The organism is Pantoea sp. XY16 (genome assembly GCF_025153065.1).
In the GTDB taxonomy this organism is placed as follows: domain Bacteria; phylum Pseudomonadota; class Gammaproteobacteria; order Enterobacterales; family Enterobacteriaceae; genus Pantoea; species Pantoea alfalfae.
This window is the reverse complement of sequence record NZ_JANZNP010000007.1, coordinates 199,580-213,043: the sequence shown is the minus strand read 5'-3', so window position 1 is coordinate 213,043 and position 13,464 is coordinate 199,580. Positions and strand designations below refer to the sequence as shown.

Here is a 13,464-nt window from a genome sequence, read left to right as displayed (position 1 = left end):
CGAACATGTTAGTTTGTTGCCAGCCCCCCTTACTGCCGGAGTCGGGAAACATGGAAAATGGCGCGAACTTAACCGCTATGCTGGTATTTGCACGGGTTGTGGAATTACAGAGTTTCAGCGAGGCGGCACGCGCACTTGGCCTGTCCAAATCTCACGTCAGCCGGGAAATTGCCCGTCTGGAGCTGCGGCTCGGTATCCGGCTGCTGCAGCGTACTACCCGGCGGCTGGCACTGACTGAGCTGGGTCAGGCTTACTATCCTTACTGTGTGAGGATGCTGGCTGAAGTGCAGCGCGCCGAGGCGTTTGTGCAGCAGGTGCATCAGCAGCCCACTGGGCATGCCAGGCTACAGGCGCCCGTCACTTTTGGCTGCCAGTGCGTGGTTCCCGTTCTCAATCGTTTTCTGCGCCGCCATCTGCATATTAACGTCGATCTCGATCTGACCGATCGCAATCACGATCGGCTGGACGATCAGGTCGATCTGGCGATTGTGATCCGATCCCGATCGCCGCAGCAGGGCAATTTCCGGGTACTGAGCGATATCGAGTGGGGACTTTATGCCGCGCCCGCTTACCTGGCGCAGCGACCCGCCATCACGCATCCTGAGATGTTGCCGCGCCACGACCTGCTGCTGTTTCATGGTCCGGCGCACACCGCCGCACTGCCGTTCCGCCGCGATAAACAGCGGCTGGCACTGGACGTGCGCAGCCGCTTTCGCGCCAATAACAGCATGGCGCTGCTCAATGCCGCACTGGCGGGCAGCGGTATCGCCTATCTTCCGTCCTACATGGCACAGGAGGCGATGGCGCGTGGCGACATTCAGCAACTGCTGCCGGAGTGGCAGATGGATCGCCTGCAAAGCTATCTGCTGCTGCACAACACGCCTGAACCGGCGTCGCCGGTGACACTGCTGTGCGATGCCCTGATTACGGCGCTCAATCCGGGCTGACTGTTGCCTGCTGACAACAATGAGCGCCACAGAGTAACTATTCCGCCACGACTGTTGTTACTCTGCGACTCCGGTTAGCCTGTATCCCTGATCATTCAACGGATATCCCCATGCAACAGTCACCTGAAACGGCAGAGTTTCAGCACTGGCGACGTAACTTAGCGGTCTGCGTCGTCGGCTCTTTTACCACCATCGTGGCGATGACGCTGCTGCTGCCGTTTCTGCCGCTCTATGTGCAGCAACTCGGCGTTGAGCAACCCGCCGCTATTGCCCGCTGGTCCGGGCTGGCCTATGGCGCGACCTTTTTCAGCGCCGCGCTGACTGCGCCGCTGTGGGGCAGGCTGGCTGATCGCTACGGTCGTAAGCTGATGCTGATCCGGGCCAGCCTGGGAATGGCGATTGCGATGTCGCTGATTGGCATGGCAACCGCGCCGTGGCAGCTGGTGGCGCTGCGGCTGCTGGCCGGGCTGCTGGGTGGCTACGCATCGGGATCGACCATTCTGGTGGCGGCGCAGACGCCAAAAGCGCAGACCGGCTGGGCGCTGGGCATCCTGTCATCCGGTATTATGGCAGGCAACGTAGTGGGACCGCTGCTGGGTGGCGCTTTACCGCCGCTGATCGGCATTCGTCAGACATTCTGGCTGACCGGTGCGGTCATCTTTCTCGCCTTCCTCGCGACCACCTTTTTACTCAAAGAGCAGCCACGTGCTGCTGCGACGTCGCGTGCCAGCCAGCAACCGCATCCTGAAGCAGAACCGGTGAATCACACACTGGTGCGGCTGATGTGGCTCTCCGGCATGTTGCTGATCTTCGCCAGCATGTCGATTGAACCCATTATTACGCTTTACGTGGGCGAGTTCGTGCAGGGTGACCATCAAATCACGATGATCGCCGGCCTGGTGATGTCTGCGGCGGCGCTGGGCACAGTGCTGGCAGCACCCCGACTGGGTCGTCTGGCCGATCGGGTAGGGCACTGGCGGGTTCTGACCGGCGGATTACTGGTCAGTGGGCTGTTGCTGATCCCCCAGGCGTTTATCACAGCGGCCTGGCAACTGGTGCTGCTGCGTTTTCTGATGGGGATGGCGCTGGGCGGATTGATGCCGTGCATTACGGCGATAATCCGTCATAACGTGCCGGGTTCACAGGTCGGGCGGATGCTGGGGTATTCGACGTCGGCGCAGTATATCGGCCAGGTCAGCGGTCCGTTGTTTGGTGGGCTGATAGGTGGGACGTTCGGGATGCGGCCAGTGTTTCTGGCAACCTGTGTAGTGATGCTGTTTTGCGCGTGGCTCAACTGGCGTGAGATGAAAAAATAGCGCAAAAAAGGCGGACCGGAGTCCGCCTTAGGCTATTCACAGCGTCGTGAATTATTTCTGGTCTGGCAGTGCGTAAGCAATCACATAATCGCCCAGCTTAGTACCAAACGAACCGTGACCGCCTGCCGCGATGACAACGTACTGCTTGCCATCTACTTCATAGGTCATTGGGGTCGCCTGGCCGCCTGCTGGCAGACGCGCCTGCCATAACAGCTCGCCGGTATCGGTGCTGAACGCACGCAGGTAGTTATCTGCTGTCGCACCAATGAAGAACACCTTACCGGCAGTGGTGATAGGACCACCCAGCATCGGCATACCCATTTTGAACGGCAGCGGAACCGGTGCGCTATCGCGAACGGTACCGATACGCTGTTTCCACACCACATCGTTGGTCTTCAGATCTACCGCGGAGATGTAACCCCAGGCAGGCTGTTTACATGGCAGACCAAACGGTGACAGGAACGGATTCAGCTCGACGCCATATGGCACGCCATACTGTGGCTGAATACCGGTTTCCGTACCTGAACCACCTTCTGCGCCTTTCGGCGGCTCAATCGGATTGCCCGGGCCACGTGGAATCAGCTTCGAGACAAACGGCAGCGCCATTGGGTTAGCAATCGCAATCTGACGATGTGGATCGACGGCAATACCGCCCCATTCGAACATACCGAGGTTACCCGGGAACACCAGCGTGCCCTGCTCTGATGGCGGGGTGAACGGACCTTCATAGCGCAGGCGCTTGAAGATCACGCGGCACACCAGCTGGTCGAACATCGTCGCGCCCCACATGTCCTTGTCCGTCAGGTTCTGTTTCGGACGGAAGGTCAGCTCAGAGTAGGGCTGAGTAGCGGCAACGTGGTCGCCTTTTGCAGCACCCTGTGGCACTGGCGTTTCTGGCGCAGGGACCACTGGCTTGCCGGTACGGCGATCCAGGACAAAGATGTTGCCGGTTTTCGCTGGCGCGTAAACCACCGGTACGGTGTTGCCATCTTTATCGGTGATGTCAGCCAGGGTCGGCTGCGACGGCAGATCCATATCCCACAGGTCGTGATGGACAGTCTGATAAGACCAGACCAGCTTACCGGTGGTGGCATTCAGAGCCAGCACGCTGCTCGCATAGCGCTCCTGCTCTGGAGTGCGGTTACCGCCCCAGATATCGGGTGTGGTCACGCCCATTGGCAGATAAACGGTATCCAGTTTCGGATCGTAAACTGCCGGTGCCCATGAATTCGGTGAGTTCATGGTGAAGGTGTGTTCATCAGCCGGAATGGCATTTGGGTCTTTCGCGCCTGGATCAAATACCCACAGCAGTTTGCCGGTATTCACATCAAAACCACGGATCACGCCTGACGGCTCGCGGGTTGAGAAGTTATCGGTTACTGCACCGGCCATTACGATGGTGGTGTTTGTAATGATTGGCGGCGAGGTCGGCTCATACATACCCGCAGTCGTAACAGGCTGTTTGTGTTGCAGATCCAGCTCGCCATTGACGCCAAATGTCGGGCAACGTTCGCCGGTCTCTGCGTCCAGCGCAAACAGACGACCATCGTTGACGGGCAGATAGATACGACGAGAGCAGAGAGCAGGCTGCGTATTCGCTGCATCGGCTGCTGCCGGCACTTCATGGTAAGAAACACCGCGACAGGTCACGTGCTGGAAGGTTGGATTCACCTTCATGCCCGGATCAAATTTCCACTTCTGCTTACCGGTGGCCGCATCCAGCGCAAACAGAATCTGGTGTGGCGAACAGAGGTAAAGCGTGTCGCGGATTTTAATCGGGGTGACTTCATCGGTGATTTCACCTGGGTCGTCAGGCCCTTTCATGTCGCCCGTCTGGAACTGCCAGGCAACCTGCAACTCTTTCACGTTCTGGTGGTTAATCTGCTTCAGCGGCGAGAAACGGGTTCCCTGCTGATCGCGCGCATAAGCGGGCCAGTCAGCATCAGGAATGTTACTCAGCGGCGCAGCCTGCGGGGCGTTGTCAGCGGTTTCTGGCACTGAACCGTTTATCACCTGCGGATCGTTAAACACCGCATAGGTCAGCACGATAGCACTGGCAACCAGCGCTACAGCCATGGTCCCCAGCGCGGCTTTACTGCCCGCGTTGAAGCTGCGATAAACAAACGGCAGGATCAGCCAGACACCAAAAATCACCAGCACATCGGTGCGCGGTGCCAGTGCCCAGAAGTCTGTACCCACTTCCCATACACCCCAGATCAGGGTGCCGATCAGCAGTAGCGCATAGAGAACCAGCGCGGTGCTTTTGCGACGGGAAAGCAGATAGGCGGTGATAAGCATCACCACACCGCCGAAAACGTAATACCAGGAACCACCAATGGCGGCTAACCAGCCACCGCCAATCAGCATAAACGCGCCCGTCAGTACTGCGAACAGCACTGTCAGGAAACGAATTACGCCAAAAGATGAGGAGTTTTTCCCCATAATATCGACCTCGTTTCGTTGCCATAAAACACACGAAAACAACCAGATAGGCTGTTTCCAGTTATCAAGTACAAATGATTAGGGTGTTCTGAAGTATCTCTTCCGTTAAGACAGACGGTCCCTTTGTGTTAAATGTTATAGCAAAATCAGATCAAGATTTGATTTTTTTAGCTTAAATCGCTTAACAACCGGAATAATACGACATTTTATGGGGGATTAAAGGACGTTAAGCGCACCGCCGTGTGCCCTTAACGCCGGAAGGCAGGATTTGTGAATCAGCAGCTAATAAGATCGCCATCCGAGCGTTGCTGTTGCCAGCCGCTGATATTTATCTCAGCAAACTGCTCAGCCGTTAAAGTCGGCGTATGACTTCGTACGATGACCTCTGCCCCTTTTTCACGAAATGTCGCCATAAAAAAGGGAAAGGTAAATTTTTCATAATTGTCATTAAAGAACGCTTCGTTTAAAACAATCCCTGAAAAAGGGAAAGATTCCAGCAGTCGCCAGTCTGCTCCCGGCGGCGCAAAATCATAAAGCCAGAAATCAAATTTCTTAGTTAATTCAAGTAGTGGCGCATAATGTGCCGCTAAACTGGAATAATTAATTCCAATCCGGATTCGCCCATTCTGTAAATGTGAATAAGCGTCCGGTACCGCAATCATTCCCCGTAATCGCATATCATCGATGGGAATAATCATTAATGCTGCTTCAGTGGCAATTTGATTGTGTAATGAAATAATGTTGTTTGTATTAAGTGTATTTCTGCTTTCCTGATTTTGCTGAAGATAAGGCACGCTATAGCAAATGCCAGAGACATTACGCTTAACGTGATGGATAGGTTCAGTAACATAGGGGTTATATAAACTGTTTTTCATTATCTCTATGAAATGCAATAAAAAAGGATTTTTTGATAATTGATCATATAAAAAGTCGCATTTTTTTAAACGCGTGAATAAATATAGATCATCTGCTTAATCCAAATCATCCTTTTGTTGCCTGCGAAAGTAAATAAACCCATTAGCAAAGAGAACATAATTCCTTTGGCGTCTGATGATGTGCTGGAATATATTCAATAGTCGGGACCAATAGGCTGGTAATAGTCAGGAGAGGTCGGATGCGCCTGTGCCGGACAGGTATGCGTTTTGTTGTGCAGAGAGCCAGGGCTGGAGCCGCAGCCATTCAGGTCTCATCCGGTCTGTTAATTTAACATCATCAATAACCACACCAATAACACCGCGCAACGATGCGGGCTTCCTCACCTGATTTGGGATAAGACATGGGATTTATGGCATCAACAGCAGAAGAGTCGCTGTGGCGACATCGGACATTTGTCGCGTTCTGGCTGGCGCGCACCTGCTCATCATTTGGTTTTCAGATGTTCTCGGTAGCAATCAGCTGGCAGATCTATGCGCTGACCAACAGCGCAATGGCGTTGGGGATGATTGGCCTGATGCAGTTTCTGCCGTCGGTATTGCTGGCGCTACCTGCAGGTCATCTTGCGGATCAATATGACCGGCGGCGCATTGTGCTGCTGGGGCAGCTGGTGGAATTTGCTGCGCTGGTGGCATTAGTGGTGCTTACCTTATTCCATACCGCTGACAAGACCGCGCTGTGGGGACTGGTGTTTATGATTGCGGTGGCGAAGGCGCTGGAGTGGCCTGCAATGTCCTCAATGCTGCCGTCGCTGGTGCCGCCTTCGATTCTGGCGCGCGCCATGGCGATGAACTCGGTAGGGGGCCAGGCGGCGGTGATTGTCGGGCCGACGATGGGCGGGCTGCTTTATGTTGCCGGGCCGCATGTCGTATATGGCGTTTCCGGACTGTTTTATCTGATTTCGCTGACGCTGGTGAGTCTGCTGCGCTATGAGCGTCCGGTGCAGGCTCGTCTGCCAATGAATATGAAGAATCTGTTTGCCGGGATTCACTTTATCCGTGAGCGCAAGGATGTGCTTGGGGTGATTTCGCTCGATCTGTTTGCGGTGCTGCTGGGTGGCGCGACGGCACTGTTGCCGATTTTTGCCAAAGATATTCTGCATACCGGGCCGTGGGGATTGGGAATGTTGCGCGGTGCGCCGTCGGTGGGCGCCTTGCTGGTCGGCATCTGGCTGAGCCGTCACAAGCTGGACAAGCATGTCGGGATGATTATGTTTGGCTCGGTGGCGGGATTTGGCGTTGCCACATTGGTGTTCGCGCTGTCCACGCAGCTGTGGCTGTCGCTGATTGCCCTCTGTGCGCTGGGGGGCTTTGATATGGTGAGTATGGTGATCCGGGGTGCGCTGGTGCAACTGGATACGCCGGATGCTATGCGGGGACGGGTGAATGCGGTTAACGCGATTTTTATCAATACGTCGAATCAGCTGGGCGAGTTTGAGTCTGGGTTGCTGGCAGCCTGGATGGGAGCGGCACCCGCGGCAGCGATTGGCGGCATCGGTACGCTGATTGTGGTGGCGTTGTGGATGACGTTGTTTCCGCATCTGCGGCGGCGTCAGAAGCTGGAGAATGAGGTGGATCCAGTTTAGGACTGGCGTCGGGGCTGGTTGGATTGGCTGAGGGGATTTGTGCGGTTATGGACTGCGGTGCACGCTCAGCGCGGGCCATCCCTGGCCCGCTATGCTTTTTTGCTACAGGCGTATGCTCCCATCGCTTTGAGTCTGCTCGTCGCCTCAGGCTGTGGAGCAGGTAGGTGAGGATGATTGGGTCACTGGAGGGAATTGTGCGGTTGTTGAATTGCGCGCAGGCGTATGTCCCCATCGCTTTAAGAATGCAAGTAGCCTCAGGCTGGAGAGAAGGGAAAAGACGTTGGTTGAGCGTTGGGCAGAGTTATTACGGTGGCGCTCACCATCAATAATGTCACTGGCCCGGAGGCCAGTACAGGAAGTTACCAGTCATACTGCCATTCAAAACCCGGAGTCAGAGGGGGAGTCTGACCCGCAGGATGGGCCCATCAGGTCCCGGTTTTTCCCAGGTTGGCGTCAAATGTTAGCCAGCTTTCACGCATGTCCACAACGCTGCGGGTTTTGCGCGCCTCATCGATTTTTATGGCGGTGAGGCCCGCTTCCAGCGCGTCCACCACTGAAACTTTCAGCGGTGTTCCCTGTTTAATATGTTTAACAATCTCTTCTGCCATCAGCGCATCTGCGCCGTAGTGACCGTCATACGCATTGCCGCTGTAGGCGGTATCGACCTCTTTTTCACCGCTGCGCGCGTTATGTACGCGGAAGTAGTTTCGTACAAAGTCGCCTTCTGCCATGCCGTCCGTGCCCATCACACAGAAACGGCGGAACTCATCCGGAACGTTCAGGTTGGCATGGAAAGCCAGCGTCGCGCCGCCTTCGTACTCAATCAGGGCGGTCTGGTAGTCAACAATATCGGCGTCGCTGTCGAAGACCGCATCGGTGCTCGACCAGCCACTAGGCTTCACGTGATAAAGCTCTGACTCAGCGGTGATCGCTCCCTGTGGTGCATGCGCCGGGGTAAAGGATTTCCGGCCACCAAAGCTGGCGACGCGGATCGGGCGCTCCTGCAACAGGCCCTGATAGAGATCGATGTCGTGACAGCATTTTTCCAGAATGTACGGACCGGCATATTTCTCCAGACGGCGCCAGTCGCGCTGAAAGAATGCGCCGTGATAAGGCTTGATATGTTCTGTCGCCTCAATCGAGGTGATCTCACCCAACTGGCCCGCATCGCGTGCCGCCAGCAGATCGTGATAGAGCGGGGAGTAGCGCAGCACCAGGCCGACCAGAATGCGCGCTTCGCCATACTGACGCACCAGCTTCGCCATCTCCATGGTCTGCTCTTCATTGATCACCACCGGCTTTTCGGTAAACACCGTGTAACCCGCTGCCAGCGCCTGACCCACATGCTCCAGATGCAGAAAGTTGGGAGAGCCCACCAGCACCACATCCATTCCGCCGTGCTCCAGCAGCGCGTCGATGGACGCAAAGGCCTGGCCGGGCGCGATACCAAAGCTGTGCAGATTAGGCAGTCCGGCGGGTGCCGGATCGTAATAACCCACTACCGAGAAGGCGTCGTCGGCTTTGCTGAACTCTTTGATCACGTGGGACAGTCGAAAGCCGAGACCGATAATGCCTACTTTCATGTTAAACCCCTGCTCCTGAAATCGCATGATGCATAGCCCGCCTGTGATCGGGCGCGCCTGTTGATAATCTGACCACCAACTTATTACGACAGAAAAACTAATGTCAATAACGCACTGCGCGTTTTGCGAGGTGGTTTTTGTTATCGTTATGTAAATTAAGAATAAAATTCAGATATGATTTTGCTATATTTATTTGTTATTGCGATTTAAGTTTTTTTATCCTATCGTTCGCTCATTATGGCTATAACCCAAAATTGGGAAGGAAGCGCGTGCAACCACACTATCTTCTTGGCATTGATGGCGGCGGTACACAGTGTCGCGCGCGGTTAACCGACCTGCAGGGCCACGTGCTGGCGGAAGCCACTGGCGGGCCAGCCAACGTCTGGTCAGACTATGACGCGGCGCTGACCTGTGTCGGACAACTGATTGACCGGGTATTGTCACAGGCGGGATTAGCCCCGGAGGCGCTAACGCAGACCGCGCTGGTGGCCGGATTAGCGGGTGCGAATGTCGCCTCGGTGCAGGCGCGGCTCGCCAGCTGGCAGCCCGCCTGCGCGGCGTTACAAGTGGTCAGCGATGTGGAGATCGCCTGTGCGGGTGCGCATGGTGGCGCTCCTGGCGCTGTCTTTATCATCGGCACAGGTAGTCAGGGCGCGGCCTGGGATGGCGAACGCTTTACGCTGCTTGGCGGCTGGGGCTTTGCCCTGTCTGACCAGGGCTCGGGCGCAGAACTGGGCCGTCGTGCGCTGCGTCTGGCGCTGCTGGCCCATGAGTCAATTATTATGCCGACTGCCTTTACCCGGCAGTTGATGGCGCAATTCAGTGACAGCCCGGAAACGATGCTGCTCTGGACGCGCTCAGCGACGCCTGCTGACTGGGCACGCGTGGTGCCACAGGTTTTTGCGGCCGCCGACGCGGGCGATGGTCACGCTCAGGATCTGCTGCATCAGACCGCAGCAGATATCGGTCTGATGGTCTGCCGTCTGATTGCGTTGAGCAGCGGACGGGTGGCGCTGATGGGGGGCGTGGCGACGCCAATACAGCGCTGGCTGGATGACGATATTCAGGCCCGGCTGGTCACGCCGCAGGGCGATGCCCTGAGCGGGGCGCTGATACTGGCGCAGCAGCTGACGCCTGTCCGATACCCGATCTGAAACTGGCTGAACCTCTTCTGCCAGATAACCCGAGGAATTTATGACCGCTCCCAACGTAACCGCGCGCATTCTGCGGTTGATTGTTGAAAATGCGCCGATCAGCCAGTCAGACCTGAAAGTCCGCAGCGGACTGAGCATGTCGACCGTGTCGCAGGCGACTAATCGGCTGCTGGCACAGGAGATTGTGCAGGAGCTGGGGCTGCGTCGCGTGTCGATGGGACGGCCAAAAACGCTGCTTGGACTCAATCCCGATCGCGCCAGCGTGATTGGCATTCAGCTCAATGCAGAACGCAACCTGATCGTCATGACCGATCTCAGCGGCAATCTGCTGGGCGAGCAGCAGATGCCGAAAGGCACGCTGACACCGCGCCAGCTCGGCGATGCGCTGGCGAAGTTCCTGCGAGGTGTCGAGGAGAAGCGGGTCGGGGCGATTGGCCTGGCGCTGTCGGGCCTGGTTGATGCTGAAAACGGCTACTGCATCCGCTCCAAAGTGCTCGACTGGGATAATGTCCCGATTGCACGTCTGCTGGAAGAGCGTTTCTCGCTGCCGGTCTTTATCGAGAACGACGCCAACGCGATGGCGATGGCGGCGCTGGTGTTTGGGCAGCTCGGTAATGCCCAGTCAGCGGTAATCGCCACCTACGGTAAAGGGATCGGTGCAGGCATCATCCTGAATCGTCAGCTCTATCGCGGTCGTCATGGCAAGGCAGGCGAGATCGGCAACGGGCTGGTGGGTGATGGCTCGCTGCGTCTGCTGGAAGATGTCGCCTCATCGCGCGCCATTCTGCAGCGGCTGGCGGAGCAGGAACCGATGGAGGGCCTTACGTTGCAGGCGCTGGATCAGCGACCAACGCCCGAGGTGCTGGCGGTGCTGGAAGAGGCAGGGCGCGAGCTGGGGATTTCGCTGGCGAACCTGTCAGTGGCCTACGATCCGGACGTGGTTTATCTGGCGATGGAGCCGCACATGGCATCACGCATTCTGCTCGATCACATCACTCAGAGCTTCCAGGCATACCGGCTCAAACTGACGCCGCACATGACGCCGTTGCAGTTCCTGACGGAATCGAACCGGATGTGGGCGCTGGGCGCGGCGGGTTTTGCCGTCAACCGGCTGCTGGATCTGCTGGCGGCGCAGGCCGATGAAGAGCCGGTCACCTGAGTTATCCCTGGAATAAAAACGGGCGCTAAGCGCCCGCCAGACTGCTGACAAACCCAAGTCAGGGTGAGTCTGGCAGCAATGAATAAGCGCAATGCGCAGGGAGCACGGTCAGAGGAGGAAAGCGTCCCGCGGCAGGGACAAAAACGCCGGGAGCGTTTTTGAACAACGCAACGCGTTGGCCCGGTTACGGGCGCACCTCAGGGATGAGGTGCGTAATCGCGCGGGCCGGGCATGCCATGGATGGCGGTTTTTGCGTCTTTCCGATCTGACCGTGTTCCCTTCGCAGGCTCGGTCTTACCGCTATCGAGCTGGACTTTGTCAACAATCTCACGGGCGCTTCGGCGCCCGTTTTTATTTCCGCGTTTGCCTTAGCGCAGGCGCAATCCCTGCTCATCAAACAGCAGGCAATGCGCGGCAGAAAAGCCCAGTTCTACCTGTGTGCCCATATCGCGCGTGGTTGCTTCGCGCTCTTCCACCACCAGCATCTGCTCGCGCCCGATATCCAGGTAGAGATAGTTGGTGTGGCCCAGCATCTCGCCATAGGCCAGCTCGCCGTGGAAGCGCAGTGCGTCCGGCGTCTGCGCGGCGGGCTGGAAATGCTCAGGACGAATGCCCAGCGTCACGGTCTGGCCCTCACGACAGTCTGCGGCGATTTTCAGCACCAGGCCCTCAATTTTCAGTTCCGGCACCCGCAGTTGCACTTCACCCTCGCCGGTGGCGCTGATTTCCGCCCGCAGGAAGTTCATTTTCGGTGAGCCGATAAAGCCAGCGACAAACAGATTATCCGGATCGTGATAGAGCGTCAGCGGTGCGCCGACCTGCTCAATGCGGCCCTGACGCAGCACCACAATGCGGTCAGCCAGCGTCATCGCCTCCAGTTGATCGTGGGTCACATAAATCATCGTGTTACCGAGCGAGGCGTGCAGCCGGGCGATCTCAATGCGCATCTGCAGGCGCAGTTCAGCATCAAGGTTAGAGAGCGGTTCATCGAACAGGAAGATACGCGGATGACGAATAATCGCCCGGCCTATCGCCACGCGCTGCCGTTGTCCGCCAGAGAGCGCACGCGGCAGGCGATCAAGCAGTTCGGTGAGATGCAGACGGGCTGCCGTCTGAGTGATCGCCTCGTTGATCTCCGCTCTGGACTTTTTCATCACCTCCAGCGGATAGGCCAGATTGCCGCGCACCGTCATGTTGGGGTAGAGCGCATAAGACTGGAACACCATCGCGATGCCACGCTCGGTGGCGGGCTGCTGCGTCATGTCCTGCTCCTCAATCAGCAACTGTCCGCTGCTGATCTCCTCCAGCCCGGCGATCATCCGCAGCAGCGTCGATTTGCCGCAGCCGGATGGCCCGACAAACACCACAAATTCACCGCTGTTAATCGTCAGGTCGATGCCATGAATGACATTAACGTGTTCATACGACTTCTTCACATTCTGCAAGCGCAGGCTGGTCATCGGCTACCTCACTCAGAGTAACTGGCCCATGTAGATGGCATTGCTGCGCAGGATAGGGGTAAACCCCATGCGCGCATAGAAGGCACAGACCTGCTCGTTCTGCAGGCTGACGCCAAGATGGACACCGCTGACGCCCGCCGCCCGCAACGCCGCCAGCTCATGCTCAATCATCCGGCGACCCCAGCCGCCTTTCTGCGCCGCCGGCAGGAGGTTGATATGCAGATGCGCGGGCCACTGCGTCACCAGCGTGTCAGCAGCCTGGTCGGGATGGCGTATTGCGTCGAGCACTTTGCTGTCGAGCGGGGCGCTGGCGCTGCGATCACGATACTTATCCTGCAGCTGCGGCCACCATTCGGCCTGAAGCTGTGCTTCAAACGCGCGGGTATCGGGCGCGGCGACGACATAACCCTGCACCTCACCGTCCCGCTCCAGCACAAAAGCAAAGTCAGCCGCGAAGCGCGCATAGGGCACGGCAAAACGCTGGCCGGGATAGTCGGGATCGGAGTAGAGCGCGCGGGCATCGCTGCCTGCATCGGCTGTTTCCAGGCAGATGCGGTAGAGCGCCGGGTAGTCCGCCGGCGTGGCCGGACGAATGACACTTTGATTCGCCATGGTGAATTCTCGTGAGTGAGGGAACCGGTCAGGGATTGAACAGATCCGCAGATGAAAGTTACGTTAATGAAAGTGGACTTAGTTTTCAAGATAGAATAATTACCTTATCGCACTAACGCAGGCGGTTCGGCAATGTTTAGCGGCGTCAGGATGCACAACTGTGATCGCCAACACGTCAGGAGCGCCGCGGCTGGCCAGCGTTTTAAGGCCGTCCGGAAGGGAAAAGTGTGAGCGTGATAGGATTTTCATATGTTTTATCAGGACGTTATTTTG

At 57.1% G+C, this 13,464-nt stretch carries 10 protein-coding genes; 5 read left to right on the top strand and 5 right to left on the bottom strand.

What is annotated here, in order from left to right; all coding sequences use genetic code 11:
• Positions 1–50: 50 nt before the first annotated feature.
• Positions 51–947 (top strand): LysR family transcriptional regulator, encoded by an 897-nt coding sequence (locus tag N1689_RS12810; protein ID WP_260059084.1) that lies wholly within the window; start codon positions 51–53, stop codon positions 945–947.
• Between the two features lie 110 nt (positions 948–1,057).
• Complete coding sequence (locus tag N1689_RS12805) at positions 1,058–2,263, top strand: MFS transporter (RefSeq protein ID WP_260059083.1); 1,206 nt, start codon at positions 1,058–1,060, stop codon at positions 2,261–2,263.
• A gap of 51 nt (positions 2,264–2,314) precedes the next feature.
• On the opposite strand, the gene N1689_RS12800 is transcribed toward N1689_RS12805, so the two are convergent.
• Both N1689_RS12800 and N1689_RS12795 read right to left on the bottom strand, forming a co-directional pair.
• The gene (locus tag N1689_RS12800; RefSeq protein ID WP_260059081.1) at positions 2,315–4,705 is read right to left on the bottom strand and encodes a glucose/quinate/shikimate family membrane-bound PQQ-dependent dehydrogenase; all 2,391 of its coding nucleotides are present in this window, start codon (positions 4,703–4,705) and stop codon (positions 2,315–2,317) included.
• A gap of 275 nt (positions 4,706–4,980) precedes the next feature.
• On the bottom strand, positions 4,981–5,580 hold the full coding sequence (locus tag N1689_RS12795; RefSeq protein WP_033781586.1) for a hypothetical protein: 600 nt from the start codon (positions 5,578–5,580) through the stop codon (positions 4,981–4,983).
• 401 nt (positions 5,581–5,981) lie between these two features.
• On the opposite strand from N1689_RS12795, the gene N1689_RS12790 reads away from it, so the two are divergent.
• A complete protein-coding gene (locus N1689_RS12790) occupies positions 5,982–7,223 on the top strand; it encodes an MFS transporter (protein ID WP_222924710.1) in 1,242 nt (413 codons plus the stop codon).
• A 425-nt stretch (positions 7,224–7,648) separates the two neighbouring features.
• On the opposite strand, the gene N1689_RS12785 is transcribed toward N1689_RS12790, so the two are convergent.
• Positions 7,649–8,806 carry a Gfo/Idh/MocA family protein gene (locus N1689_RS12785; protein WP_161736363.1) on the bottom strand — a complete coding sequence of 386 codons (1,158 nt, stop codon included), beginning with the start codon at positions 8,804–8,806 and terminating at the stop codon, positions 7,649–7,651.
• Positions 8,807–9,075: 269 nt separating this feature from the next.
• On the opposite strand from N1689_RS12785, the gene N1689_RS12780 reads away from it, so the two are divergent.
• Together N1689_RS12780 and N1689_RS12775 are read left to right on the top strand one after the other, a co-directional pair.
• The gene (locus N1689_RS12780) at positions 9,076–9,960 is read left to right on the top strand and encodes a BadF/BadG/BcrA/BcrD ATPase family protein (protein ID WP_222924709.1); all 885 of its coding nucleotides are present in this window, start codon (positions 9,076–9,078) and stop codon (positions 9,958–9,960) included.
• Positions 9,961–10,000: 40 nt separating this feature from the next.
• Positions 10,001–11,119 carry an ROK family transcriptional regulator gene (locus tag N1689_RS12775; RefSeq protein ID WP_161736365.1) on the top strand — a complete coding sequence of 373 codons (1,119 nt, stop codon included), beginning with the start codon at positions 10,001–10,003 and terminating at the stop codon, positions 11,117–11,119.
• 368 nt (positions 11,120–11,487) lie between these two features.
• Here the strand turns inward: N1689_RS12775 and N1689_RS12770 are convergent, their stop codons facing one another.
• A complete protein-coding gene (locus tag N1689_RS12770) occupies positions 11,488–12,579 on the bottom strand; it encodes an ABC transporter ATP-binding protein (protein WP_161736366.1) in 1,092 nt (363 codons plus the stop codon).
• A gap of 12 nt (positions 12,580–12,591) precedes the next feature.
• Entirely contained in the window at positions 12,592–13,191 is a 600-nt protein-coding gene (locus tag N1689_RS12765) for a GNAT family N-acetyltransferase (RefSeq protein WP_260059079.1), read from the bottom strand.
• Between the last annotated feature and the right edge of the window lie 273 nt (positions 13,192–13,464).

Excerpts from the sequence above, each read along its gene's own strand:
- N1689_RS12810 (WP_260059084.1), top strand. The coding sequence starts at position 51 with ATGGAAAATGGCGCGAACTTAACCGCTATGCTGGTATTTGCACGGGTT.
- N1689_RS12805 (WP_260059083.1), top strand. The coding sequence starts at position 1,058 with ATGCAACAGTCACCTGAAACGGCAGAGTTTCAGCACTGGCGACGTAAC.
- N1689_RS12800 (WP_260059081.1), bottom strand. The coding sequence starts at position 4,705 with ATGGGGAAAAACTCCTCATCTTTTGGCGTAATTCGTTTCCTGACAGTG.
- N1689_RS12795 (WP_033781586.1), bottom strand. The coding sequence starts at position 5,580 with ATGAAAAACAGTTTATATAACCCCTATGTTACTGAACCTATCCATCAC.
- N1689_RS12790 (WP_222924710.1), top strand. The coding sequence starts at position 5,982 with ATGGGATTTATGGCATCAACAGCAGAAGAGTCGCTGTGGCGACATCGG.
- N1689_RS12785 (WP_161736363.1), bottom strand. The coding sequence starts at position 8,806 with ATGAAAGTAGGCATTATCGGTCTCGGCTTTCGACTGTCCCACGTGATC.
- N1689_RS12775 (WP_161736365.1), top strand. The coding sequence starts at position 10,001 with ATGACCGCTCCCAACGTAACCGCGCGCATTCTGCGGTTGATTGTTGAA.
- N1689_RS12770 (WP_161736366.1), bottom strand. The coding sequence starts at position 12,579 with ATGACCAGCCTGCGCTTGCAGAATGTGAAGAAGTCGTATGAACACGTT.
- N1689_RS12765 (WP_260059079.1), bottom strand. The coding sequence starts at position 13,191 with ATGGCGAATCAAAGTGTCATTCGTCCGGCCACGCCGGCGGACTACCCG.